We start from the raw sequence: 23,991 nt of genomic DNA, 5'->3' as shown, positions 1-23,991 counted from the left end.
CTAGGCCACCTTTAGGCTGAACCCCGGCACATCGCCGCGAAAGATGCTTTCTGTGCCGACCTGTCCGGTATCGAGCATGTGAATGGCCCGATCGGCCTCTTCCGGTGTGCCCCAATCGCGATTGAGATCAGGCCAAGGGATCGAGTCGATCAAGAGCCGCGTGTAAGGGTGATGTGGATCGCCGATCACCTCTTTTGGCGGGCCAGCTTCGACAACGCGGCCATGGTAGAGGACCATGACGTAGTCGCTGACGTGATACGCGGTGGCGAGGTCATGAGTGATGTAGAGGATGCTGATCCCATACCGATCCTTCAGGTCGTAGATGTTTTTCAGGATCGTCGCGCGCAGCGACGCGTCCACCATCGACACGGGCTCATCCGCGATCAGAAGCTTGGGCGACAACATCAGCGCGCGCGCCACGATAAGACGCTGGCGTTGCCCGCCTGACAATTGGTGCGGATAGCGGCGCAGGATCAACGAAGGATCAAGCCCCACGGCATCGCAGGCTTCCTCCATCGCTTGCTGCGTATGGGCCTCGGACTTGGCTAGGCCAAATTGTTTAAACGGAAACTTCAGCGCGTGATCGACCCGGTAAAACGGGTTGAAGCAGCCATAGGGGTCCTGAAAAACCGCCTGAACGTTCTTGCGAAACTCAAGGCTTTGCGCGGCGGACATCTTGGAAATGTCCTGTCCTTCGAACAGGACCTGACCTTCTGTAGGCGGGTTAAAGCCCAGCATGAGGCTGCCCATCGTCGACTTACCTGACCCCGACTGCCCCACGATTGAGATGATCTTGGGCACCTCGCCATCCAGTTGGAAAGACATCGGATGGACTGCGGTGACCTGTCCGTATCGCTTGGTCACGTCGCGAAATTCCATCAGAGGCTCGGCCCCTGCGCGGTTGCTCGGTGTCTTGCCGGACGGGTCCAGGAAACTGTCCCCGCCGACAAGCGGAACGGATGAGATCAGGTCTTGTGTATAGGGGTGTTTCGGAGCCTCGATGATCTGCTTTACGGTGCCGTGTTCAACCAAGACGCCGTTCTTGAGAACCGCGAGTTCGTCTACCGATTGCGCCATCAGCCCCATGTCATGGCCGATCAGGATCAGGCCTGATCCGATCTTTTTCTGGACCTCCTGCAGGGTGTGCATGACCTGCCGTTGGGTGACCACGTCGAGTGCGCTGGTCGGTTCATCTGCGATAATCAGTTCCGGGGTCAGGATCACGCCAAGCGCGATACACACCCGTTGTTTCATCCCGCCAGACAATTCGTGAGGGTAAAGACGCCCAACGTGATCCGGCAATCCCACACTGCTCAGTGCCTCATCGCTGCGGCGCTTAAGCTCTGCCGGATCAGTGGTGCCTTCGTGCGCAGTGATCGCATCCCAAAGCTGATCTTCGATGCGCATGACGGGATTGAGTGAGTTCATAGCCCCCTGGGGGATATAGGCCACACGCGACAGACGGGCCTTGCGAATGCCCTCTTCATCCAGCGCGCGCATGTCGGTATCGCCCAACATGATCTCACCGCCCGCGATACGGCCCGGATTGGCCAGCATGCGCATAACGGCAAGTGCCGTCGTCGTCTTACCCGATCCGCTTTCACCAATGAATCCGACACGGACACCGGGGTTGATGGTGAGGTCGAGGGCCTTTACCGCCTCCACAACGCCCTTCGGGGTTGGAAATTCTATGGACAGGTCCTTGAGAGTCAGGACGGGTTTATCGGTCATTGGATGCCTCTCCTCGGGGTAAGAGCAGAACAGAAACGGCAACGGAGTGCGGACGGGCCTTTCTTCGAAAGACCCTGCCTCGCACTGGCAAGCGACTGCGTCGCGACCTTCACGAAAGTTTCCTCAGCCTTGGGTTCGACACTTCGTCCAAACCCAGATTGATCAACAACAGTCCTATGAACATCACCGCCAGCAGGATCGTCGGAATGCCCCACCACCACCAAAGGTTCTGGATCAGCGCCCCCGCATTGATCGCCTCATAGATCGTGCGGCCCAGGGTCGGGATCCGCTGCGGCCCCAGCCCCAGCACCTCAAGCCCCACGGCAGTCACAATCGACGTCGTCACATTCGCGATAAAGGACCCAAAGAGGTACGGCACAAGGTTTGGCAGCATCTCTTTGAACATGATGTGGAATGTCGAGGCCCCGGAGAGCCGTGCCATCTGCACGTATCCGCTTTCCCGCATCGAAAGCACCTGCGCCCGGATCAGGCGTGTCGGCGATTGCCAGACGAATCCGGCGATCAGCAGCGCCATCATCGTAAGTGATACATCCCCGAACGACGCCTGAAACACGACAAGGATCAAAAGCGGCGGGATGGTGATCATGACGTCCGACAAAACGCGGATTACGTCATCCGTTCGCCCGCCCACAAATCCGGCAGTAAAGCCCAGCATGATCCCCGCGCTCATCCCGATGAGCGATGCAAGGAGACCCACAAACAGAGAATTCGGCGCGCCAATTATGATCAACGCCAAGATGTCCCTGCCCGCACCGTCAGTTCCCAAAGGATTGGCGAGTGTACCCTCTTGCCCGCGCAGGTTCTCGAACCCGATGGGTGGCAATTTCAGCATGCCTGACCCGGTGAACACCAGTTCAAGGTCCCAGAACAACCGCCCAAGGATGCCAAGAGCAATGATACCAAGCAGCAGGCCAGCGCCCCAGAACAGCTTGGGATTGTTCCATGGGTTGTCAAACCGGCGCATTCGCCGTGCCTGACGCCGCTCGGCGCGGGTCATCTTGTGTGTGGCCTCGGCGGTATTGTCGTCTGTCGAATACTCAGCCATGGCCTAGCTCCCCTCATGTTTAATGCGGGGGTCGATGAACGGATAGATAAGATCGACAAGGAAAACGCTGAGCGCAGTCATAAGGATGATCACGTAGCTGATGCCCTGAATGACCGGGAAATCCTGATCTAGGATCGCATCGTAGAGAAGCTTGCCCATCCCGTTATAGGCGAAGATGCGTTCAACCAGCACCTGCCCAGCGATCAACAGACCGATCTTGAGCGCGAAGGCCGTGATCTGCGGCAGTATCGCGTTGCGGATCATGTAGCGGTAGAGAATGTAACGGTTTTTCAGCCCTTTGGCCTTGGCCAATGTGACGTAATCCTCACCCTGTACCGTGATCATCAGACCGCGCATCCCAAGCGCCCAGAACCCGAAGGTCACGATCACAATTGACACTGCAGGCAGCGTGCCGTGCCAGATGACCGACTGCACGAAATCCCACGTCCAACCTGGTTCCACCGTGAGCCCGTAAGCCCCGGTCAAAGGGAACCACTGTAACTTGGCCGCGAAAATCCACATCAGCAGCAGCCCTGACAGGATCGGAGGGATCGACGTGAACACCATCGCCGCGGGGATCGCGACCTTGGCCAACTTCGGAGAATGCTCCCAAACCATCAGCGCGCCTAGCAGGTTACCAATTACGAAAGTGATGATCAGCGACAGGATCATAAGTCCCAGCGTCCATGGCAGCGCGCGCATGATCAGGGATGAGACTTCGGTCGGGAAGGACGCCGTCGACAGCCCGAAATCAAAGGTCAGAATGTTGCCGAGATATTTGAAATATTGAACAATCAGCGGCTGATCGAGACCAAATGAGGCGCGCAATTGCGCAAGCATCTCATCGGCATTGGCCACGGACCCGGCCCCAGCGGCCATGCGTCCCAGCATGATGTCTGCGGGATCAACCGGCGACAGTCGCGGGATGATCCAGATCAGCGTTGCCGCGATCCAGATGGTCAGCAGAAGAGTGATCAACCGGTTGATCAGATAGCTGCGGGGAATGCGCCCCATGGTAATCCTCCCTGTTGTCAGTCTGTCTGCGGACCATTTTGTGGTCTCTCTTGACGGCCTCTGTTTTCAGCGCGAGCGCTACATCGCCTGACCGGCGGCGGCACGGCTTATGTTGTGATTCCAACCGCTTAAAACCAAACGCTCATCCGGATGCTGGTTCCCATCCTCAATCCGATCCGTGCCTGCATACATCTGGCACAGCACAGTCTTGCGGGTTCGATCGCTGCGGTTTGGCATCGACCCGTGCAGCGTGAAGTAATGGAAAAAAACGACGTCGCCTGCCTTTGCTTCGACGACAGTTGCCTCTTCGATTGGGTGCGCATCCAGCAGGTCATTCTGCTGCCGCCCATTCGCGCCCTGTACGCGCCCCAAACGGTGCGAGCCGGGCCACACCCGCAGACAGCCCATCTGATCCGTGGCATCGGACACATGCACGATCCCGGCAATCATGCTGTCATTAACGGTCGGAAAATACGGCCAATCCTGATGCATCGGAAACGGCGATCCGTTTTCGGCAGGTTTTTGAAAGAGCTTGGAATGGTGCAGGATCACGTCATTGCCGAGGATTGCCCGGACTGGCGCTAGAAAAGCTTCGCTCAAAAAGCCGTCCATCCATGCGCGTGAATACTTCTGTACGTTGTGAGTATGCAGGATCCGATCATCGGCCCGCGCGAGTGTCGCCGTGGCATCGCCGTCCCAGGTGGCGTCGATCTGCTCTTCAGACGCGGTTAGCTGCGATACAATCCGTTCAAAATCTGTCGCCAACGGGCGCAGCGCCTCGGCGTCAAAAACACCCTTCGCGTGATAGTAGCCGTGTTCGGTGAAGAAATCCGCGATACCCATGCCATGTTCCTTGTCTGGGGTACGACCCGGCGGCTGCCCGCCGGATCGCTTTTGTTTGCAAACCTCTCAAACGAGATTTGTATTTCACCCAAAAGGCTTAGCCAGCCTTTTCAAGGTTGTGGATGATCTGGTGCGTATGGTTCCACCAGAAGAACGGATGGTTGTAGTAGTTGTCGTTTGACGGCCAACCGGTCCAATAGGTTTCGTTCATGGGCAACAGCTTGAACGACTGCACCAGCGGGATGAAAGGCATGCCTGCATCCAGATGTTGATAGGCTTCTGCCACCATGCCCGGGATGGCCTCATCGCCCAAAGGCAGGTTTGCCATGCCATCCACGATTTCCGAGTAGGCTTCGGCCTCTGGTCCATCCCAACGCGCGGTGTTGTTAAAGCCGGGGCTTCGTTCGCCGACTGGAACAACATCCTTGACCGTGTAGCGGCCCATGGACGCCCATGGCTCGTTCACCGAGCCGCAGGACAGCCAGCTATAGGACATCTCGTAGGCACCGAATGGCAGTACCTCGCCCCAGAAGACGCCGTTTTCGACTGGCACGGACGAGGCTTTGATCCCTGCCCGGTTCAGCTGTTCAACAATGACGTCGATGGTCCGTGTGTATTCGGTCGATGCCGAATTCACGTGGATCTTGACCGCCAGTTCTTCACCGTCTTTCTCGTAGACGCCGTCGCCATTCATGGACCAGCCTTCGGCCTCGATCATGGCCTTGCCCGCTTCCATGTCACCACGTGCAGGCAGGTCCAAACCGGCCTCAACCACGGCATCAATGAAAGGTGCCATTGACCCGTACTCGGCAAACATCGTCCGTGATGGAACGGTCGCGCCTTCTGCTGCGACATTCGCGATCTGCGTCCGGTCGATGATCATCGCCACAGCGCGGCGCAGGTTGGCGTTGTCCCATGGCGCGACGGTGGTGTTGATTTCAAGCTGACGCGCGCAAGGGTCTGCGGCTGCATACGGGAAATCGTCGTACCAGGCGGTCACGTTTGAGTTCTGGGCGCGGATCGCTTCAAACGTGCCGACGCTGACGTTTTGTGCGGCGTCCAGTTGGTTGGTCGCCATCAACTGCGCGCGGCTTTCTTCGCCACCGGATTCAAGCCAAATCAGGCGCAGAGGCTCGGGCAGGTCCATGAAGCCCGTCTTGGCACCCCACCAATCGTCGTTCCGATCCCAGATCGCGCGGTTCGTTGCGGCGCTGGTGAGCGTGTATGGCCCAGTGCCAATCGGGCTCGAAAAGGCAAATGTTGCCGGGTCCTGACCGTTCCAAATGTGTTCCGGCATGATCAGGAACGACCCAAAGATGCGCACGCCAAAGTTTTCGACCATGAAGCGCGGGTTCGGATTGTTAAGGGTGAACTTGACGGTCAGGTCGTCGATCTTTTCAACCGATGCCACCTGAGCACGGATCGTGGCTGCCTCACGCGATGAGATTTCCTCATTCGTCAGCGCCATGTTCACGGTGAATGTCACGTCATCGGCGGTGAACGCCGCACCATCCGACCATTCCACGCCTTCGCGCAGGCTGATCGTGAATTCGGTGCTGTCGTCATTGGCCTCAAACCCAGTGGCCAACCACGGGTCCAGCTCACCGGTGCCGTAGTTCAGGATGAAGAGCGGCTCCCACATGGCCTGATGCGCACCATGCATCCGTTTGGTGCCGGGGGTGAACCAGTTGAAATTCGAAGGGTCTTTGATTGTCCGGTCCAGATCAAAGATGACGGTGTCTTCCCGCGCCACATCCTGAGCCAGCGCACCCGTCGCCGCCAGAAGGGCGACAGCAGACGCCCCGAGAAGTCGTTTGGTTAAAGTCATGTTTTTCCTCCCAAATTGGCGCGTCAGTACGTTGACCGGCGCGCAGTTCAATCACCTTATCGTACGTAGTCCATAACCATGACGCGAGTACGTTCAGGCAGTTGTTCCTTTGTGATCTCGATCTCGCTCGCAAAGGCAAAATCGACATCTTCATCCTTGAAATGGCTCAAGAAACTCTCGATCCACATCGTGTTGCGCGGCCGATAAGTCAGCGTCCGGAAGTGCATCGGGATGACCAGTTTGGGCCGCGTACGATGGATCATTTCCATCAGATCCGGCAACTCGATCGTCAGGTATCCACCTGCCAGCGCAAACAGAATATCGACGTCTTCGAAAAACGCCTGCTGCGCATCGGTCAGCGGATTGCCGACGTCTCCCATATGCGCGCATTTGATGCCGTCCATTTCCCACCGGTACATGCCGTTTTGGCCGGGCACTTCATGCTCTGGGTGATGGTCCCATTCAGCAGCTTCGATGGCAGTGACAGTCAACCCACCCGCGCTCGCTGACCCGTCGTTTTGCGCCACCGTCAACGCGTTCAGAACCTCAGGCTCACCGCTGATCAAATCCGCGCGGCAATGCGCACTGTCGTCATCTGATGAGATCAAAACCAATTCTGCCGGATCAGCAATCGGCGCATAGCCCACGCCCTCGGGCGTGTAAGGGTCCGTGATCGTCACAGGCCCCTGCTCAGGAACTATGCGGAAGGCCGCATGGCCATACCATTTGATCTTCATATGGCGGGTGCGCTCCTAGTTGTTGCCAATGACATGGGGGCTGTTGGTCGCCGTGATGTCGGTGTTGTCTGGTCGCGGATGGTGGGTCCAATGGCCTGACGGATCCGACCCACGGCACAGGATCGCTTCGACACCTTGCGCCCAATTTGCATCCGCGATGCGAACGCTTGGCGGGCAATAGCGCAGTGTCAGGCCACAGCGACGACGATCTGAAGTATTGGCCAGCGAACCGTGAACAAGCATGTCGGCGTGAAGCGAAATTTGCCCGGCCCGCAGGCAGTTGGTAAACGGTTGCCCCAATTCGTCGGCGCCAGCGGTCTCAATGTGAAATACCGATGCTCCGTCCGTTGCTGATGTCTCCAGCGCGCCCATCGTGTGGGTCCGCGGAATGAAACGCATCGCGCTGTTTGCCTCATCCGCATCATCAATCGCTAGCCAGACGGTCACCGTGCGCGCGGGAGAGAGGCTCCAGAAGCTTGCATCTTGATGCCACGGCACCTGCTTGGGGTCATGCGGCTTCTTCGACAGGATGGCGGATGCCCAGCAAATGATGTCCGGGCCGATGATGTCTTGCACATGATCGAGAATACGCGCGTCCGTCGCGATATCCCAAATCTGAGCAAGCCGCGCTTGATAGCAATTAATCCCGTAATTGCCCGCCTCGCCCAACGCCGCCATCATCCCATCCACGTCGGATCTAATCCCGGCGATTTCTTGGGCATCGAATACATCGAATGGCTGCACAAAGCCTTCGCGATTGTAATGCGCGACGTCCTGCTCACTGAGACGCAGCAAATCTGCCTGTGAAGCAGGTAGAAAACTCAGATCGCGGAGCGGCGTGTTCATGGGGCCTTCGGGGTGGTGTGTTCAGCAGATGCACTGACGTTAGCGACAGCAAAAAAAGATCGGCAGGTCCAAACTTGACATATTTATGTACTATATTGATTTTCAGTCAGTCCGCGTAAGCGGTTTCTGCACCTGCATAATAAAGGTATGTGCCTATGTTTGCCGCACCTACTGTGTTCCAGATTGACAATTACTTGCGGCAGGATGAGGCCTATCACTTTGCCCGCAAGCAATTGACCGCGCGCAAACCGCGGGCGCTTCATTTCCATGATTACCACGAGCTCATGCTGATCGAAGACGGCAGCGTCACCCATTGGATCAACGGAAAAACAGAAGTGCTCACAACCGGTCAGATGGTGTTTTTGCGTCCTGATGACCGCCACGGACTTCAGGCCGACGCCCAGACCGGCTGCCGCATCCTGAACATCATGTTCCGCAATGAAAGCGCCGATCACCTATTGGCCCGCTACCCAAAAGAGTTCGCAGGTCGTTTCTTTTGGTCTAGGGACGCCCACCCCACAACGCTTCGCCTCGAAGGACCGCAACTGGAACGGGCGATAAATACAACCATGTCGCTCCGGTCGAGCCTAAGAAGCCTCGTGCGAATTGAGCATTTTCTCCTGACAATGATGACCTTTGTGCTCGACGAGGTTGCCATCATCGGTCCCTCCGCCCCCGATTGGCTGTTGCGCGCATGCGAGGCTGCGAAAGACCCAGAGGTTTTTCGCGCGGGTGGAGCGGGCTTTGTGCAGGCCGCCGGGCGGGCACAAGAGCATGTCTGCCGACAGGCGCGCAAACACCTGGGCGCGTCGCCGACGCAATACGTCAACCGCATCCGCATTCAACATGCTGCGATGCTCATGGCCGGAACCTCGGACAGTCTCGACCAGATCGCGGCTGAATGCGGTTTTGGCAACATGAGCTACTTTCATCGGCTGTTCAAAGATCACTATGGGACCACACCAAAGGAATACCGCGACCGCCGTCGCAGGGACCCGCTGCAATCTGGTTTGATCGAGGTCTAGGTTCACTTGCGCTTCACACCTGCGTCAGAGGTGCAGAAGTCCCGCCATGCTGTTGCCATGTTTTTGGGCAAGGATGCTTTTGCAGTTGATGTAACAACGCAAGGATCAACGAAATGCCCAAGGACCCACAACACCCCCAACCACAACCGGCGCCTGCGCCTGCACCAGCAAAGCCCGGCTTTGAGTTCAAGGACTGGGCCGCTCTGTGAACGGGCCGCGATGAAGACCAAGCCGTTGCACTTTCCTTGATGGAAAGACGGACCTAATCTGGCACGCATGGCCAGTATCGACACATTGCGGAATCTTGGACCGGCATCGGTACGGGAATTCGCCGCCGTCGGAATTACCACGGCAGAAGAGCTGATCGAGCTTGGCGCTGATGCAGCTTATGCAAAGTTGTTGGAAGGCGGGACGCGACCGCATTTCATTGGTTATTACGTCCTGCACATGGCGCTTCAGGGACGGCCCTGGAATGATTGCAAGGGCGAAGAAAAAGCCCAGTTGCGCAAGTCATTCGACGACCTCAAAAAGCGCTGCAAACCCGTCACAGACATAGGCATCGAGCCTGTATTGGACGCCATCGGCACAGGCCTGCGCCGCTGAAACGCGGGAACAACGCGCGGCTTTCAATGGTTGCTCTCGTAGGTAATAACCGAAGGAGCCCGTCATGAATGACTTTCTGCGTATCGTTCTTTCCATTCTGCTGCCGCCGCTGGGCGTTTTCTTTCAGGTGGGTCTGGGCAAGCATTTCTGGCTGAATATCGTGCTGACCTTGCTGGGTTACATTCCGGGCATCGTGCACGCAGTCTGGATCATCGCCAAAGAGCCGCGGCATGCCTGATAGGTCACCGCAGGCGGCCAAGCGGGCAAGTGCCAGCAACTCGCGGCGTTTGGAACGGCTAGAGCGGCTCGCAACCAACATGGACGCACTGTTCCGTGTTCCCGGCACGAACATCCGTGTGGGTGCAGACTCGATTATGGGTCTTGTTCCGGGGATCGGCGACGCAGCCGCGTTGGCACCGACTGTTTACATTATCGCCCAAAGCCGCCGCATGGGCGCACCATGGCCATTGATTGGTCGCATGACATTTAATGCTGGTGTTGACGCGGCGCTGGGTTCAATCCCTCTGCTTGGTGATCTGTTTGACATTGGGTGGAAAGGCAACCTGCGCAACACGCGTTTACTGCGCCGCCATCTTGAACGGTGTGGCAAAGTCCCTGCCGACGAGAACGCACAAGGCACCCTGACGGGCGATCAACGTAGCCACGCTGCGTGAAACCTGACTGACGAAACGAAAAAGGCGCCCGGATCACTCCGGACGCCTTTTCTGTTTCTAGAACGTGGAAGCCTTAGCCGACCAATTCGAGACCCGAGAAGAAATACGCGATTTCTACCGCTGCCGTTTCAGGTGCATCCGAACCGTGAACCGAGTTTTCGCCGACGGATTCAGCGAACTCTGCACGGATCGTACCAGGTGCCGCGTCTGCTGGGTTGGTTGCGCCCATGACTTCGCGGTTTTTCGCAATTGCGCCTTCACCTTCCAGAACCTGTGCGATGATTGGCTCGGACGCCATGAATTCGCACAGTTCGTCGTAGAAAGGACGCTCTTTGTGGACAGCATAAAACTCACCCGCCTGTGCTTTGGTCAGGTGGATGCGTTTTTGTGCGACGATGCGCAGGCCTGCTTCTTCGAACTTGGCATTGATCTTGCCAGTCAGGTTGCGGCGGGTTGCGTCGGGCTTGATGATCGAGAAGGTGCGCTCAAGAGCCATGGGTCACTCCATTGGTTTAACTTTGCGCGGCCCCTAACACGCGTTTTCGGTGTTGGAAAGGCATGGCGCGCCGCACTACCTGAATACATATGACGCAGATCCCGTTTCAGCCTCTTGGCCTTGACCATGTTGTCCTGTGGGTTGGCCCACTGGAGGAAGCCGTCGATTGGTACATGCGCGTCTTGGGATGTACGCGGGGTTTCAAATACCCAGACATAGCCATGGAACATCTTTGGTTTGGATCAATTCTGATCGGTCTCTGGGACAAAACCGATCCTCGCGCCGCATATGCGCTCCCTGCAATAGACGGCGGCACCAATGTTGATCATCTCGGACTGGCCGTTGGACCAATTAATCTGGACACTCTGCGCGATCACCTGACCGCGCACGGGGTAACGATCCAAAAAGAGCTTGTCCAAGGCGGAGCGCGCGGCGTCGGCCAATCCGTTTACTTTTTCGATCCGTGGGGCAACCGCATCGAATTGAAAGGCCCAGGCCAATACCCTGACGGGACGGCGTGACGCCACTGAAACGCTCTGCTAAGCCGCGCGCATGCTGCGCATCGAAGACATCACCTACGCAATTGAAGGCCGCCGACTGTTCGAAGAGGCCAGCGCCGTCATTCCCGATGGCCACAAAGTGGGCCTTGTGGGCCCCAACGGCACTGGCAAGACAACGCTGTTCCGATTGATCCGGGGCGAATTATCCTTGGAAAGCGGGACAATTGCGGTGCCGCGGGGGGCCAAGATTGGCGGCGTCGCGCAAGAAGCCCCGGCATCGGACGTCTCCTTGATCGACACGGTTCTGGCCGCCGATACGGAACGCGCCGCCTTGATGGCTGAGGAAACAGACGACCCGAACCGGATCGCGGAAATACAAACGCGACTGGCCGATATTGACGCCTGGAGTGCAGAGGCCCGCGCCGCAACGATCCTCAAAGGGCTGGGATTTGATGAGCCACAACAACATCAGCCCTGCTCTGATTTCTCAGGCGGTTGGCGGATGCGCGTTGCTCTGGCCGCCGTACTGTTTGCTCAGCCAGATCTGTTGCTGTTGGATGAGCCGACGAACTATCTGGATCTCGAAGGTGCGCTTTGGCTCGAAAGCTATCTGGCAAGCTACCCTCATACAGTCATCATTGTCAGTCACGACCGAAACCTTCTGAATCGCGCGGTGGGGTCGGTCCTTCATTTGGAGAACAAGAAACTCACGTTCTACCAAGGCACCTTTGATGCATTCGCCAGGGCCCGCGCCGCCAAGCGCGCGGTGCAGGCAGCAGCCGCCAAAAAACAAGCAGCCCAACGCGCGCACCTGCAAAGCTATGTGGACCGTTTCCGCTACAAGGCAGACAAGGCACGGCAAGCGCAATCGCGCATCAAAGCGCTTGAAAAGATGGACGTCATCGCCGCCCCGGAAGAAGCCGCGAAACGCGTTTTCAGCTTTCCAGAACCTGATGAACTGTCGCCACCCATCGTCAGCATCGAAGGCGGCGCGGTCGGCTATGGCGGCGATCCTGTCCTGAGACGCCTGAACCTACGCATTGATCAGGACGACCGAATTGCTTTGCTTGGCAAGAATGGTCAGGGCAAGTCGACCCTGTCAAAGCTCTTGTCTGATCGGCTTACGGCAGAAGCTGGCAAGATCACCAAATCGTCCAAACTGCGCATTGGCTATTTCGCGCAGCATCAGGTGGACGAGCTCCACATCAACGAGACGCCCTTGGACCATCTCAGGCGCGAGCGTCCCGACGCCCTGCCCGGAAAATTGCGTGCCATGCTGGCGGGCTTTGGGCTTGGTCCGGATCAGGCAGAAACTGAAGTGGGACGGTTGTCAGGCGGGCAAAAGGCGCGACTGTCGCTTTTGCTCGCAACGCTGGACGCGCCCCATATGCTGATCCTCGACGAACCGACGAACCACCTCGACATCGAATCCCGCGAGGCGCTGGTCGAAGCGCTGACGACCTACAAAGGTGCGGTGGTGTTGGTCAGTCATGACATGCACTTGTTGGGATTGGTGGCAGACCGCCTTTGGCTGGTATCGGACGGCACAGTCAATCCCTATGACGACGACCTTGATGCCTATCGCAGGTTTCTGCTGCAAAGCCCTGAACCAAAGGCAAAATCTGACAAACCAAAACCTAAGAAGGTCAGCCGCGATGATCTGTTGTCGGCGCGATCAGAGGTGCGCAAATGTGAAGAGCGGATCGCAAAACTCGAAGAGATGCACACGAAATTGCAGGACAAACTTGCCGAGCCGGACCTCTATGATGCGGGACGCGAAGCCGATCTAAAGGTCTGGCAAGACAAGTTCGCAGAGGTCGAAGACGCGATGGTCCGCTCGGAAACTCTATGGATGGCTGCGCTTGAACGGCTGGAGGCGTTAGAAGCATGAGCCTGCTTGATGTCCCCGTTCTCATCACGGCCTTCACAACGCTCTTCGTGATCATTGACCCGATTGGGCTGTTGCCGCTTTTTGTGGCGCTGACACAGGGTATGACTGCGGCCCAGCGACGGACCATTGCCCTGCGCGCCTCGCTCTTGGCGGTCGGTGTATTGCTATTGTTCGGGCTTCTTGGCGAAGCCGTTCTGAGCTTTGTCGGTATTTCGATGCCGGCTTTCCGGATCGCTGGTGGGGTTCTCCTATTTCTCACCGCGCTCGATATGCTTTTTGAACGCCGCACCAAGCGCCGGGAAGATCAAGCTGAAGAGGAAGAAGACCGTCCTGACCCTTCGGTCTTTCCATTGGCCGTGCCTTTGATGGCCGGTCCCGGGGCCATCGCCTCAATGATCCTGCTGACCGGACAAACCGAAGGCGATTTTGCGATGACCGCTGCAACCTTTGGCGTGATGATCGCGGTAATCGGGATCGCATTCGTTTTGTTTCTTGCTGGCACGCCGTTGGAACGCGCCATGGGTAAGACAGGGATCAATGTCGTGACCCGTCTGCTTGGTATGCTTCTGGCCGCATTGGCGGTGCAATTCATTCTGGATGGTCTGGCAGATTTCGGTTTTGTGAGCGGGCCTTTATAGCGCCCGCTGCAATCCCCATATCTGTGCCATGACCGGAGATACCATTGCATCCATGCTATACCTGCTGATCCTGTTAACGGTGATCGGCGGAGCATTCTTTGTAGGCAATCGCCCATCGCTGGGACAGACGGCGCGCACCTTTGGAACGTGGTTCCTAATCTTTGTCGGGTTCATCGCCGCCTACGGGCTATGGGAAGATGTGCAAAGCCAGTTTCAACCGCGCACGGCCGCCGTGGTGACAGATGATGCCATCACCATCCAACGCAGCTTTGATGGGCATTTCCACCTTCAATTGGACGTTAACGGGACGCCAGTCGATTTCCTCGTGGATACGGGCGCAACCGACGTTGTCCTATCTCAAGCCGACGCCGCACGTGTGGGCCTTAATCCCGACAGTCTGCGCTATACGGCCCGTGCCGAGACGGCCAATGGCACCGTCGATATTGCACCTGTCCGACTGCAAGAAGTTGCCTTGGGTGATTTGGTGCAACGCAATGTGCGAGCCTCGGTCAATGGCGGCGAATTGAGCTTCTCGCTATTGGGTATGAGCTACCTGTCCCGCTTCGACACGCTTCAAATTCAGGGCAATCGGCTAACACTTATCCCCTAGGCGCCGCTCTCGGCCTTTTTCTCCCACCGGCCGCTTTCCTGGCTCCAGTATTGCGCGGCGCACCCCGCGCCGGTGAGAGATTTCCACTGCCCCCGCGCGCGCTGTACGGCAGAACCGTCAGCCCCGTCGAAAAGGATGCACACCCGGTCCAGCCGGTTCACGGCATCCGCGTCTACGTCTGCACCATCAAGCGCCATGACGCATTGTGGATTGTTAGGCCAATCATCTGACTGCGTCAGGAGGATGGGTTGATCGGCGTCATGGGCACCACCCGCAAGGCCATGTGGCACGAACCCGTCCTCGGGACCGAGCCACAGTTTTTCATCCATGAACTTCAACCGCTCAAGGTCCGCGCCCTTGACGACGATCCGCCATCCTGCGCCGCGTGCCTTGTCCAGCAGCATCGGCAGCGTCTCTTCCACCGGCGAACGGGTCAGATGATAGAAATACGCTGCCCCCATGGCCGGTGTCAGGCCTCGTATTTGTCGGCGATCAAACGGTTGAGCGCACGTACGCCCCACCCCGTCGCACCTTTAGGTGCAAAACTCGTTTCCGCCGCCACGCTGGCAACGCCCGCGATGTCAAGGTGACACCACGGCATATCGTCCTGAACAAACCGCTGCAGGAATTGCCCTGCCGTGATCGAGCCTGCAGCGCGACCGCCGACGTTTTTCATATCCGCGATGCGCGATTTCAGCTGTTTGTCATAGGCCGGGTCCAGTGGCATTCGCCATGCGCCTTCGCTTTCGGCATCTGCTGCAGCAAGGAAGGCGTTGCACAAGTCATCGTCGTTGGAAAAGACACCTGCCTTTTCATGCCCAAGTCCGATGATGATCGCACCCGTCAATGTCGCAAGGTTGATCATTCCCACCGGTTTGAAGCGCTCTTGGGCGTACCAGAGGACATCCGCCAAAACGAGACGGCCTTCGGCGTCTGTATTGATGATCTCGACCGTGTCGCCTTTCATCGAGGTCACGACATCCCCCGGACGCGTAGCATTCGGCCCCGGCATGTTTTCGACCAGCCCCACGAGACCAACCACATTGGCCTCCGCCTTGCGCAGAGCCACTGCCTTCATCACGCCGGACACAACACCCGCGCCGCCCATGTCCATGGTCATGTCTTCCATGCCTGCGGCGGGTTTCAGGCTGATGCCGCCGGTGTCAAAGACAACACCCTTGCCCACAAGGGCAAACGGGGCCTCATCCTTGCCGCCCTTCCACTGCATCACGACGACCTTTGACGGGCTATCGGACCCTTGGCCAACCGACAAAAGCGTCCGCATGCCAAGCGCTTCCAACGCGTCCTCTTCAAGGATTTCGACCTCGACGCCAAGCTTTGCCAGCTCGGCAAGCTGGTTCGCAAATTCGGTGGTGGTCAGATGGTTCGCAGGCGCGTTGGTCAGATCACGGGTAAAGAACACCCCATCCACGACAGACAAAAGATCTCTCGCCTCGGCTCCGGCCTCTTCTGGGCGCGAACACATGAACACCACGCCACCCGGTGCGGGTTTTTCATCACCTGTCTTATGATCGCGGTAATCATAGGCGCGCAGCGCAATACCCTGAGCAATCTCAGCCGCCTTGTGAATATTTCCGCCCAATACCAAAAGGCTGTCAGACGACTTGGCTTTGCCGATGGCCGAACCCGCCTTGCGCGCGTCTTCGGTCGTAGGCTTGCGATCAAGCTTGGCCACAATCACGGCCGTCGCATCCATGCCAGCGGGGAAAGACAGCACATGCGCCTGCCCGACAGACAGATCGGCAAAGGTCTCGCTTTCGGCAAACCGCTCTAGCGCGCCTTTGGTAAGACGATTGATCCGGCGGGCTGTCTGATCCAGCTTGCCACTGGCTTCGACAAACACCGCAACCTGTCCCGTATGTGCCGAAATGGCATCAAGATCTGTAGCTGCAAATTGGACTGACACTGGCGTGGTCATTGGGCGCGCTCCATTGTTTCGCATCATACCTAGGCCGTTGTTTGCGTGTTGGCCAGACACGTCGCGAGAACACGGTTTTATGCCTTGCCCAAATCAGATAACTTACTGCCAATTCAGGCAAGAAAGGATCAGCTGTGGCTCGTTTTGACAGATATATGCTGTCGGAATGCGTTCTGTTGTTCGGATTCTTTTCGCTTCTCTTGGTGCTGGTCTTCTGGATCAACAGGGCTGTAGCGCTCTTTGACCGGATCATCGCCGATGGGCAGTCAGCGCGCGTGTTTCTTGAACTGTCTGCACTGCAACTGCCCTACATCATTCTTTTGGTACTCCCGATCTCGGCCTTTGCGGCGGTGTTGCAGGTGGCCAACCGCATGTCGTCGGACAGCGAACTGACGATCATGCAAGCCACCGGATACAGCAGCTTCCGACTTGCCCGCCCGGTTTTATATTTCAGCCTTTTGGTTGCGCTGATGGTGGCGGTTCTTACCCACGTCCTTGTCCCGATCAGTAGTGCTAGGCTGGCTGACAGGCAGCAGGAGATTTCAGACGACTCGACCGCGCGGCTATTGCGCGAGGGCGAGTTTTTGCATCCCAACAATCGCTCGGCACTCTATGTGCGCGAGCTTACGCCCGAAGGTGAGTTGCGTGATGTGTTTCTGTCCCAGCGCAGCGCAGACGGAACAGATCAGATTTACACGTCAAAAACCGCTTTCCTGCTCCGGGGTGCCGACGGACCTCAGATCGTCATGATTGACGGACTGGCCCAGAGCCGCGACCCAGACACCAACCGGCTGTTCACGACTGCTTTTGATGATTTTGTTGTCGACGTTGCCACGCTGACGGGTGACTCGGATCGGCGCAAGCTTGCCCTTCGGGAACTTGACACGCGCGACCTTTGGAACCCGACCGAAGACTACGCCCTAGAGGTCGAGCACAGCATTGGGTCGCTAAAACAGGAATTGCACGAAAGACTGTCACGCTCGCTTTTCCCGGTCGTGACCACCCTGCTCGGCTTTGCTGTCTTGCTTTCGGGACGCTTTAGCCGGTTCGGCGTCTGGCGACAGATCGGGATTGCAGTGGCGCTCTTGATCGCGCTGAAAGTTGTCGAGGGCGCCGCCGCACAGCGGATTCAAGATGATCCGTCAGTTTGGTTCTTGGCGTATCTGCCGTTCGTGATCGGAATGATCTGTGCAGGCGCGTTGCTCTGGAATCTTGGGCGGCGTCGACGTGTCCGACAGGTTGGAGCCGCGCTCACATGACGTTGCATTTCTATATGGCCCGTCGCTTTGCGTGGAGCTTTCTTCTGGTTCTCGCCGCCTTTACGGCGCTCCTTGCCCTTCTTGATCTCATGGAGCAGGTCCGACGGTTTTCCGATACCTCGGCAACATTCGGCGACATGGTTCGGCTGACGCTTCTTTCTACGCCGCAAAGTGTCTATGCCATCCTGCCGCTCATTGCTCTTGTTGCGACGATGACGCTGTTTTTGTCGCTCGCACGGTCGAGCGAGTTGGTGGTGACGCGCGCGGCGGGCCGGTCGGGTCTTCGGGCGTTGATCGCGCCTGCGGTGACGCTGGCCCTCTTTGGTGCTTTGGCTGTGGCGGCCTTGAATCCCATCGTCGCGGCAACAGGGAAAGCCTACGAAGTTCAAACTGCGGAACTCAAGGACGAAACCAACAGTGTTCTTTCCATCGGCGCAAATAACTTATGGCTGCGCCAAGGTACTCCGGATCAGCAAACGGTTATCCGCGCAGAGCGGTCTGACCTTGATGGCACCACCCTGTTTAATGTGACCTTTGTAACGTTGGACGGGTCCGGTGAACCCTTCCGCCGGATCAACGCCGCCGAAGCCAGATTGACGGATGGACAGTGGATCCTTACCGGCGCCAAATCATGGGCTCTCGGGCGCGAAATCAACTCGGAGGCCAGCGCGGTTATCGAACCGACAACCACCGTGGAAACAGACCTAACCATCGAACGCATCCGCGACAGTTTCGGGGTCCCGTCATCAATCGCAATCTGGGATCTGCCCGGTTTCATTGACGAACTTGAAAATGCTGGTTTCTCAGCCCGGAGGCATCTTGTGTGGTTCCAGATGGAGATGGCGCAGCCTGCCTTCTGGATCGCGATGCTGCTGATTGGTGCAGGCTTCACCATGCGCCACAGCCGCGGCGGCGGCACTGGTCAAAGAGTCCTCTTCGCGATCCTTTTGGGATTTGGCTTGTTTTTTGTGCGCAACTTCGCGCAAATCCTTGGCGAAAGCGGGCAAATGCCCGTGCTGCTTGCTGCATGGGCGCCGCCCGTTGCCGCAATTGCGTTGTCGGTGGGTTTGTTGTTGCACTTGGAGGACGGCTGATGAGGTGGCGTTTCTTTGCCTGCCTTGCTTGGGCGCTGCTGCTGCCCTTTGCCGCCACGGCGCAATCAACCTTGGTTGCCGACCGCGTCACGATCTCGGGTGACGAAATCCTCGTTGTCGAAGGCAATGTCGAAATCTTCGATGAAGGTCGCCGCCTGACCACATCGCGGCTGGTCTATGACGGCAAAACCGAAACTCTGACGGTTGAGGGGCCGGTCACGCTCGAAGACGGCGAAGATACCGTCATCATGGCCTCTGGGGCGGAGCTTAATCAGGATCTGCAAACCGGCATCATGCGCGGGGCACGGATGATCATCGATAACGCAGTTCAGGTGTCGGCCGTCGAATTGCAAAAAGTCGATGACCGCTACACGCAGGCGTATAAAATCGCTGCAACGTCCTGTCATATTTGCGAAAATCGCGCCCCGATCTGGCACATCCGCGCCAAGCGCGTGGTGCATGATACCGAGGAAAAGCAACTATACTTCGATCAGGCGCAAATCCGTCTATTGGGTGTTCCAATCCTGTATCTGCCGCGCATGCGGCTTCCGGACCCGACGCTGACCCGGGCCACAGGGTTTTTGATCCCACGCCTGCGCTTTACCAGCGAACTGAACTGGGGGATCAAAATCCCGTATTTTGTGCGCCTTGGCGACCACGCCGACCTGACCTTCACGCCCTATCTTTCGTCAGAGACCCGCACACTTGAAACACGCTACCGACAAGCCTTCGTTCCAGGCGAGATCGAGTGGAATGTCAGCCTGACAAATGATGAGCTGACAGAAGACGAATTTCGTTGGGCCATCTTCGGCGAAGGCCGGTTTGACCTTATTCGCGATTATCAACTGACCTTTGATGTCGAACTGTCCTCGGACGATGACTACACCGATGACTACGGCATCACCTCCAAAGATCGTCTCGATAGTGAAATCGCGATCAGACGTACGCGGCGCAATCAGCATGTGTCCGGCGCTTTGGTCTCGTTCCATACCCTACGGGAATCTGAATCCAACGCGACCCAGCCGACCTTGGTCTTTGATGTCGGCACCGAACAGCGATTCTATCCCGAAATGCTGGGCGGCCAAGCCTATGCCAACCTCAACCTACACAGCCGGTATCGCACCTCGGACGATACCGTTGACGCGGATGGAGATGGGCTCTCGGACGGGCTTGATGTCAGCCGCATCAGCGCAACGCTGGGTTGGTCGCGTCGTTGGACGTCCGAGCAAACAGGCTTGGTTTTTGACGCCGGCGCGGAACTTGGCGCAGACCTTTTCTGGATCAATCAGGATCCGGCTTTCGACCAAGATGTCCGCCAAGGCACCAGCGCGGCAGCGCTCGCGCTCAGCTATCCGGTCGCCAAGCGAAGCCAATCAGGCACCGTGCACACTCTGACGCCGCGCGTGCAATTGGCTTGGAGCGAAACCACCGGCAAGGATGCCCCGAACGAAGACAGTACGCGCGTCGAATTTGATGAAGGAAATCTCTTCCGGTTCAATCGTTCGCCTGGGTTCGAGAACACCGAGGTCGGGGGGCGCGTGAACCTTGGTTTGACCTGGGATCGTGCGACCCCGTCCGGGATGGATAGCAGTCTGACACTCGGACGCGTCGTTCGCCTGTCGGGCGACAACGACTTTTCCGTCTCGTCTGGCTTGCGGGACGACAATTCCGATTGGCTGATTTCAGGTCAGTTCAGCACGCCCAACGGAATTGATTTGTTGGGCCGGTTGCTGGTGCAGGACGATCTGAGTGTGACCAAGAATGAAATCCGCGCAGATTGGACTGGATCGCGCGCCTCCGTGTCATCCGCCTTTGCCTATCTTCGCGCTGATCCTGACGAAGACCGCGATGATGCTGTCAGCGAATTGACGATGGACGCGGATTACCGCCTGAATGACGTGCTGACGGCAAGTGGCTCTTGGCGCTATGACTGGAATGCGGAACAAACGTCGCGTGCAGGCCTTGGTCTTGCCTATGAAAACGAGTGTCTGGAGGTCGACTTTTCGGTGTCGCGCCGCTTCAGCACTTCGGCTAATGTCGATGGCAGCACTGAGTTTTCATGGTCGGTCGGCCTGAAAGGCTTTGGCACGAGTGCAACGGAAAACCGGCCCAAGCGCGCATGCCGGGGCTAAGAACAAAGACATGAGAACGGGCAAATCCACATGAAACCTGTGCTGCTTTTCATCCTGACGCTTTTGTTGGTTCCGGTATCCGCCGTGGCTCAAAGCCGTTTCGATCCGGTCATCACGGTCAATGGCGCAGCAATCACGCCGCATGAAATCGACCAACGGGCGCGGTTCTTGCAATTCGTGAGGTCGCCTGAAAATGCGCGTGAACAACTGGTCGAAGACAAGCTCAAGATGCAGGCCGCGCGTCAGGCCGGGATCAACCTGAACCAAGGTGGGCTAGATCGCGGGATCGAAGAGTTTGCCGGACGCGCAAACATCACGGGTGACGAACTGGTTCAGGCATTGCGCTCACAAGGGATCGAACGCGAAACGCTTGAAGATTTTGTGCGCGTGAACCTCACTTGGCGCGAAGTGATCCGCGCGCAATATGGTCCACGCGCCTCGATCACAGAAAGCGAAATTGACCGTGCCCTTGCACAATCTGGCGGCAGAGGCGGCGTCGAGGTCCTGCTTAATGAGATCATCTTGCCAGCCCGCCCCATTAGAGGCGAAGCCGCGCGTTCTGCGCGTCAGGCCGAGCGGCTCAGCCAACTGACATCGATTTCGGCTTTTCAGGCTCAGGCACGGCAGCTTTCCGTGTCGCAAACCCGTGGGCGCAGCGGGCGGCTGGATTGGTTGAACCTGTCGCGCCTGCCCGCGCCACTGCGTGGGACCATCCTGTCCTTGCGTCCCGGTGAGGTGACAGACCCGATTTCGATCCCGAACGCGATCGTCCTGTTCCAGTTGCGCGATATCCGCGAAACCACCGCGCCGCCACCAGAGGTCGCCGCGATTGATTATGCCGCCCTCTACTTGCCCGGCGGACGGTCGGATCAGGCACTGGCGCAGGCCAATCGCATCAAGGATCGCGTAGACACCTGCGACGATCTTTATGGCGTTGCCCGCAAATGGCCACGCGAACAGCTTGAGCGTGGATCCAAATCACCGTCCGATATCCCATCCGATGTTGCGATGGAGCTGGCCAAGCTCGACCCCGGTGAAGTCTCGACCTCTTTGACGCGTTCGAACGGCGAAACCCTCGTCTTTCTGATGCTGTGCAGCCGGACAACAGCCCTGACGGCGGATGCGTCACGCGCAGATGTCCGCGAGCAACTGCGCCAGCGGCGTCTGGAAGGCTATGCCGATGGTTTCCTTGCGCAATTGCGCTCTGAGGCCGTGATCACCGGGCAATGACACACGCACCTATCGCGCTAAGCTGTGGGGAACCCGCAGGCATTGGGCCAGAAATCGCGCAACTCGCGTGGGCGGAACTCCGCGAAAGCGTCCCGTTCTTTTGGATCGGTGATCCAGGACACCTGCCTCTGGACCTGCCATGGCAGCCGATCCAATCGGCCGCAGACACCCTGGAGGCTTCGCGCGAGGCCATGCCGGTTCTGGCACAGTCCTTTGACGGTGATGGCCGCAAAGGCGACGCCGATCCGCGCAATGCATCCGGTGTGATTGACGCGATTGAAACCGCGGTCCGAGTTACTCAGTCAGGAGAGGCTTGCGCGGTCTGTACTGCGCCGATCCACAAAAAGGCGCTGCAAGACGGGGCTAATTTCGAACATCCCGGCCATACCGAGTTTCTGGCGGCTCTGGCGGGCGTTCCAGATGTGGTCATGATGCTGGCCAGTCCCGACATGCGCGTTGTACCGGCCACTATCCATATTCCCTTGGCCGAGGTTCCAACGGCGCTGACCCCGGATGGGTTGCGACGCACCATCGACATTACACGCAAGGCCCTGATCCGCGACTTTGGCATCCCGGCGCCGCGGATCGCGATTGCGGGCTTGAACCCTCATGCAGGTGAAGGGGGTAAAATCGGTACCGAAGAAGAAGACTGGATCAACGAACTGATCGCCGAGTTAGGACAGGAAGACCCGCTCTTGCGTGGTCCCCTACCCGCAGACACGATGTTTCATGCGCGCGCCCGGGCAGGTTTTGACGCGGCGATCTGCATGTATCACGATCAGGCGCTGATCCCGATCAAGACGCTCGATTTTGATGGCGGGGTCAATGTCACCCTCGGTCTGCCCTTTATCCGCACCTCGCCAGATCACGGCACCGCCTTTGACATCGCTGGCAAAGGCATCGCCCGCCCAGACAGCCTGATTGCCGCGTTACGTATGGCCCAAGAGATGGGACACAAACGTGGCACGCATTGATGATCTGCCGCCCCTGCGTGAGGTCATTGCGACCCATGGGCTGAATGCGAAGAAATCGCTTGGGCAGAACTTTCTGCTGGATCTGAACCTGACGGCAAAGATCGCGCGGCAGGCAGGCGATTTAAGCGGCTGTGACGTCCTTGAGGTTGGACCAGGGCCTGGCGGTCTCACGCGCGGCCTGTTGGCCGAAGGGGCGCGAAAGGTTCTCGCCATTGAAAAGGACGACCGCTGCTTGCCCGCCTTGGCGGAAATTGCCGCCGCCTATCCCGGTCAGCTTGAGGTGATCAATGGTGATGCGCTCACGACTCCCGTCCTTGATCACCTGACGCCGCCCATTCGCGTTGCAGCCAACCTGCCCTATAACGTCGGAACCGAACTCTTGGTGCGATGGCTGACTCCGCCGGAGTGGCCCCCGTTCTGGAACAGTCTGACACTGATGTTCCAGAGGGAAGTTGCGGAGCGTATCGTCGCGCAACCTGGGTCAAAGGCCTATGGTCGGCTCGCGATCCTTGCTCAATGGCGGGCGGATGCGCGGATCGTCATGTCGTTGCCACCAGAGGCGTTTCAACCTGCACCCAAGGTGCATTCTGCCGTTGTTCACCTCACAGCCTTGTCAGAGCCACGATTTCCCGCGGACGCAAAGGTCCTCTCAAGGATCGTCGCAGCCGCATTCGGTCAGCGTCGCAAAATGCTCCGCGCCAGCCTCAAGGGACAAGCGCCGGACATGGAGGATCGACTGCTTGCAGCGGGTATTCCGCCGACGGCACGGGCCGAGGAAATTGATCTGGAAAGGTTCTGCGCCCTCGCCCGATTGATGACCTAACAAAAAAGGCCGCCTCAACGGCGGCCCTTGATTGCTCA

Annotated in this window: 24 protein-coding genes; 14 read left to right on the top strand and 10 right to left on the bottom strand. The window is 57.9% G+C overall.

Features of this window, described 5'->3' with window-relative positions; genetic code table 11:
* The 7 genes from FE702_RS02655 to FE702_RS02625 form a co-directional block, all read right to left on the bottom strand.
* Complete coding sequence (locus FE702_RS02655; RefSeq protein WP_147124663.1) at window positions 1-1,731, bottom strand: ABC transporter ATP-binding protein; 1,731 nt, start codon at window positions 1,729-1,731, stop codon at window positions 1-3.
* 109 nt (window positions 1,732-1,840) lie between these two features.
* Window positions 1,841-2,797 carry an ABC transporter permease gene (locus FE702_RS02650; RefSeq protein ID WP_255449561.1) on the bottom strand — a complete coding sequence of 319 codons (957 nt, stop codon included), beginning with the start codon at window positions 2,795-2,797 and terminating at the stop codon, window positions 1,841-1,843.
* Between the two features lie 3 nt (window positions 2,798-2,800).
* Window positions 2,801-3,811, bottom strand: a complete 1,011-nt coding sequence (locus tag FE702_RS02645; protein ID WP_147124662.1) for an ABC transporter permease — start codon at window positions 3,809-3,811, stop codon at window positions 2,801-2,803.
* 78 nt (window positions 3,812-3,889) lie between these two features.
* Window positions 3,890-4,654: a phytanoyl-CoA dioxygenase family protein gene (locus FE702_RS02640; RefSeq protein ID WP_147124661.1), complete on the bottom strand. Its 765-nt coding sequence runs from the start codon at window positions 4,652-4,654 to the stop codon at window positions 3,890-3,892.
* 97 nt (window positions 4,655-4,751) lie between these two features.
* The gene (locus FE702_RS02635) at window positions 4,752-6,482 is read right to left on the bottom strand and encodes an ABC transporter substrate-binding protein (protein WP_147124660.1); all 1,731 of its coding nucleotides are present in this window, start codon (window positions 6,480-6,482) and stop codon (window positions 4,752-4,754) included.
* 56 nt (window positions 6,483-6,538) lie between these two features.
* Complete coding sequence (locus FE702_RS02630; RefSeq protein WP_147124659.1) at window positions 6,539-7,219, bottom strand: MBL fold metallo-hydrolase; 681 nt, start codon at window positions 7,217-7,219, stop codon at window positions 6,539-6,541.
* A 15-nt stretch (window positions 7,220-7,234) separates the two neighbouring features.
* Complete coding sequence (locus FE702_RS02625) at window positions 7,235-8,065, bottom strand: phytanoyl-CoA dioxygenase family protein (protein ID WP_147124658.1); 831 nt, start codon at window positions 8,063-8,065, stop codon at window positions 7,235-7,237.
* A gap of 155 nt (window positions 8,066-8,220) precedes the next feature.
* Between FE702_RS02625 and FE702_RS02620 the strand changes: the two genes are divergently transcribed.
* The 4 genes from FE702_RS02620 (at window position 8,221) to FE702_RS02605 (ending at window position 10,367) form a co-directional block, all read left to right on the top strand.
* On the top strand, window positions 8,221-9,090 hold the full coding sequence (locus FE702_RS02620; RefSeq protein WP_147124657.1) for an AraC family transcriptional regulator: 870 nt from the start codon (window positions 8,221-8,223) through the stop codon (window positions 9,088-9,090).
* A 276-nt stretch (window positions 9,091-9,366) separates the two neighbouring features.
* Complete coding sequence (locus FE702_RS02615; protein ID WP_147124656.1) at window positions 9,367-9,693, top strand: TfoX/Sxy family protein; 327 nt, start codon at window positions 9,367-9,369, stop codon at window positions 9,691-9,693.
* A gap of 64 nt (window positions 9,694-9,757) precedes the next feature.
* A complete protein-coding gene (locus FE702_RS02610) occupies window positions 9,758-9,931 on the top strand; it encodes a YqaE/Pmp3 family membrane protein (RefSeq protein WP_147124655.1) in 174 nt (57 codons plus the stop codon).
* Window positions 9,924-10,367, top strand: a complete 444-nt coding sequence (locus FE702_RS02605; RefSeq protein ID WP_147124654.1) for a DUF4112 domain-containing protein — start codon at window positions 9,924-9,926, stop codon at window positions 10,365-10,367. The genes FE702_RS02610 and FE702_RS02605 overlap by 8 nt, the downstream gene beginning before the upstream one ends.
* 73 nt (window positions 10,368-10,440) lie before the next feature.
* Here FE702_RS02605 and ndk read toward each other — a convergent pair whose 3' ends face one another.
* Window positions 10,441-10,863, bottom strand: a complete 423-nt coding sequence (gene ndk / locus FE702_RS02600; protein WP_147124653.1) for a nucleoside-diphosphate kinase — start codon at window positions 10,861-10,863, stop codon at window positions 10,441-10,443.
* 89 nt (window positions 10,864-10,952) lie between these two features.
* On the opposite strand from ndk, the gene FE702_RS02595 reads away from it, so the two are divergent.
* The 4 genes from FE702_RS02595 to FE702_RS02580 are packed head-to-tail and all read left to right on the top strand — an operon-like array spanning window position 10,953 to window position 14,502.
* Window positions 10,953-11,384 (top strand): VOC family protein, encoded by a 432-nt coding sequence (locus FE702_RS02595; protein WP_147124652.1) that lies wholly within the window; start codon window positions 10,953-10,955, stop codon window positions 11,382-11,384.
* A gap of 31 nt (window positions 11,385-11,415) precedes the next feature.
* Entirely contained in the window at window positions 11,416-13,254 is a 1,839-nt protein-coding gene (locus tag FE702_RS02590) for an ABC-F family ATP-binding cassette domain-containing protein (RefSeq protein ID WP_147124651.1), read from the top strand.
* On the top strand, window positions 13,251-13,892 hold the full coding sequence (locus FE702_RS02585) for a MarC family protein (protein ID WP_430303137.1): 642 nt from the start codon (window positions 13,251-13,253) through the stop codon (window positions 13,890-13,892). The genes FE702_RS02590 and FE702_RS02585 overlap by 4 nt, the downstream gene beginning before the upstream one ends.
* Window positions 13,893-13,920: 28 nt before the next feature.
* Window positions 13,921-14,502, top strand: coding sequence for a retropepsin-like aspartic protease family protein (locus FE702_RS02580; protein WP_147124650.1), 582 nt, complete (start codon window positions 13,921-13,923; stop codon window positions 14,500-14,502).
* Here the strand turns inward: FE702_RS02580 and FE702_RS02575 are convergent.
* Together FE702_RS02575 and FE702_RS02570 are read right to left on the bottom strand one after the other, a co-directional pair.
* Window positions 14,499-14,963, bottom strand: a complete 465-nt coding sequence (locus tag FE702_RS02575) for a DNA polymerase III subunit chi (RefSeq protein ID WP_147124649.1) — start codon at window positions 14,961-14,963, stop codon at window positions 14,499-14,501. The two genes, FE702_RS02580 and FE702_RS02575, sit on opposite strands and share 4 nt — an antisense overlap.
* 8 nt (window positions 14,964-14,971) lie before the next feature.
* Complete coding sequence (locus FE702_RS02570) at window positions 14,972-16,441, bottom strand: leucyl aminopeptidase (protein WP_147124648.1); 1,470 nt, start codon at window positions 16,439-16,441, stop codon at window positions 14,972-14,974.
* A gap of 134 nt (window positions 16,442-16,575) precedes the next feature.
* Between FE702_RS02570 and lptF the strand changes: the two genes are divergently transcribed.
* From lptF to rsmA, 6 genes are read left to right on the top strand one after another with little or no spacing between them, the layout of a single operon-like run.
* Entirely contained in the window at window positions 16,576-17,700 is a 1,125-nt protein-coding gene (lptF, locus tag FE702_RS02565) for an LPS export ABC transporter permease LptF (protein WP_255449560.1), read from the top strand.
* Complete coding sequence (gene lptG, locus FE702_RS02560) at window positions 17,697-18,794, top strand: LPS export ABC transporter permease LptG (RefSeq protein ID WP_147124647.1); 1,098 nt, start codon at window positions 17,697-17,699, stop codon at window positions 18,792-18,794. The genes lptF and lptG overlap by 4 nt, the downstream gene beginning before the upstream one ends.
* Window positions 18,794-20,926: an LPS-assembly protein LptD gene (locus FE702_RS02555; RefSeq protein WP_186826960.1), complete on the top strand. Its 2,133-nt coding sequence runs from the start codon at window positions 18,794-18,796 to the stop codon at window positions 20,924-20,926. The genes lptG and FE702_RS02555 overlap by 1 nt, the downstream gene beginning before the upstream one ends.
* 30 nt (window positions 20,927-20,956) lie before the next feature.
* Complete coding sequence (locus FE702_RS02550; RefSeq protein ID WP_147124645.1) at window positions 20,957-22,156, top strand: peptidylprolyl isomerase; 1,200 nt, start codon at window positions 20,957-20,959, stop codon at window positions 22,154-22,156.
* On the top strand, window positions 22,153-23,130 hold the full coding sequence (gene pdxA / locus FE702_RS02545) for a 4-hydroxythreonine-4-phosphate dehydrogenase PdxA (RefSeq protein WP_147124644.1): 978 nt from the start codon (window positions 22,153-22,155) through the stop codon (window positions 23,128-23,130). The genes FE702_RS02550 and pdxA overlap by 4 nt, the downstream gene beginning before the upstream one ends.
* Entirely contained in the window at window positions 23,117-23,953 is an 837-nt protein-coding gene (gene rsmA, locus FE702_RS02540) for a 16S rRNA (adenine(1518)-N(6)/adenine(1519)-N(6))-dimethyltransferase RsmA (protein ID WP_147124643.1), read from the top strand. Before pdxA ends, rsmA begins: the two co-directional genes overlap by 14 nt.
* Window positions 23,954-23,991: the final 38 nt, after the last annotated feature.

Source organism: Shimia ponticola (genome assembly GCF_007995215.1).
In the GTDB taxonomy this organism is placed as follows: Bacteria; Pseudomonadota; Alphaproteobacteria; order Rhodobacterales; family Rhodobacteraceae; genus Shimia_B; species Shimia_B ponticola.
Note: the sequence above shows the minus strand (reverse complement) of the source record. Positions and strands in the feature narration are given on the sequence as shown.

Excerpts from the sequence above, each read along its gene's own strand:
- FE702_RS02625 (WP_147124658.1), bottom strand. The coding sequence starts at position 8,065 with ATGAACACGCCGCTCCGCGATCTGAGTTTTCTACCTGCTTCACAGGCA.
- FE702_RS02575 (WP_147124649.1), bottom strand. The coding sequence starts at position 14,963 with ATGGGGGCAGCGTATTTCTATCATCTGACCCGTTCGCCGGTGGAAGAG.
- FE702_RS02605 (WP_147124654.1), top strand. The coding sequence starts at position 9,924 with ATGCCTGATAGGTCACCGCAGGCGGCCAAGCGGGCAAGTGCCAGCAAC.
- FE702_RS02640 (WP_147124661.1), bottom strand. The coding sequence starts at position 4,654 with ATGGGTATCGCGGATTTCTTCACCGAACACGGCTACTATCACGCGAAG.
- FE702_RS02555 (WP_186826960.1), top strand. The coding sequence starts at position 18,794 with ATGAGGTGGCGTTTCTTTGCCTGCCTTGCTTGGGCGCTGCTGCTGCCC.
- pdxA (WP_147124644.1), top strand. The coding sequence starts at position 22,153 with ATGACACACGCACCTATCGCGCTAAGCTGTGGGGAACCCGCAGGCATT.
- ndk (WP_147124653.1), bottom strand. The coding sequence starts at position 10,863 with ATGGCTCTTGAGCGCACCTTCTCGATCATCAAGCCCGACGCAACCCGC.
- FE702_RS02620 (WP_147124657.1), top strand. The coding sequence starts at position 8,221 with ATGTTTGCCGCACCTACTGTGTTCCAGATTGACAATTACTTGCGGCAG.
- FE702_RS02650 (WP_255449561.1), bottom strand. The coding sequence starts at position 2,797 with ATGGCTGAGTATTCGACAGACGACAATACCGCCGAGGCCACACACAAG.
- FE702_RS02570 (WP_147124648.1), bottom strand. The coding sequence starts at position 16,441 with ATGACCACGCCAGTGTCAGTCCAATTTGCAGCTACAGATCTTGATGCC.
- FE702_RS02595 (WP_147124652.1), top strand. The coding sequence starts at position 10,953 with ATGACGCAGATCCCGTTTCAGCCTCTTGGCCTTGACCATGTTGTCCTG.
- FE702_RS02615 (WP_147124656.1), top strand. The coding sequence starts at position 9,367 with ATGGCCAGTATCGACACATTGCGGAATCTTGGACCGGCATCGGTACGG.
- FE702_RS02655 (WP_147124663.1), bottom strand. The coding sequence starts at position 1,731 with ATGACCGATAAACCCGTCCTGACTCTCAAGGACCTGTCCATAGAATTT.
- FE702_RS02585 (WP_430303137.1), top strand. The coding sequence starts at position 13,251 with ATGAGCCTGCTTGATGTCCCCGTTCTCATCACGGCCTTCACAACGCTC.
- FE702_RS02635 (WP_147124660.1), bottom strand. The coding sequence starts at position 6,482 with ATGACTTTAACCAAACGACTTCTCGGGGCGTCTGCTGTCGCCCTTCTG.
- FE702_RS02610 (WP_147124655.1), top strand. The coding sequence starts at position 9,758 with ATGAATGACTTTCTGCGTATCGTTCTTTCCATTCTGCTGCCGCCGCTG.
- FE702_RS02645 (WP_147124662.1), bottom strand. The coding sequence starts at position 3,811 with ATGGGGCGCATTCCCCGCAGCTATCTGATCAACCGGTTGATCACTCTT.
- FE702_RS02550 (WP_147124645.1), top strand. The coding sequence starts at position 20,957 with ATGAAACCTGTGCTGCTTTTCATCCTGACGCTTTTGTTGGTTCCGGTA.
- FE702_RS02580 (WP_147124650.1), top strand. The coding sequence starts at position 13,921 with ATGACCGGAGATACCATTGCATCCATGCTATACCTGCTGATCCTGTTA.
- FE702_RS02590 (WP_147124651.1), top strand. The coding sequence starts at position 11,416 with ATGCTGCGCATCGAAGACATCACCTACGCAATTGAAGGCCGCCGACTG.
- FE702_RS02630 (WP_147124659.1), bottom strand. The coding sequence starts at position 7,219 with ATGAAGATCAAATGGTATGGCCATGCGGCCTTCCGCATAGTTCCTGAG.
- lptG (WP_147124647.1), top strand. The coding sequence starts at position 17,697 with ATGACGTTGCATTTCTATATGGCCCGTCGCTTTGCGTGGAGCTTTCTT.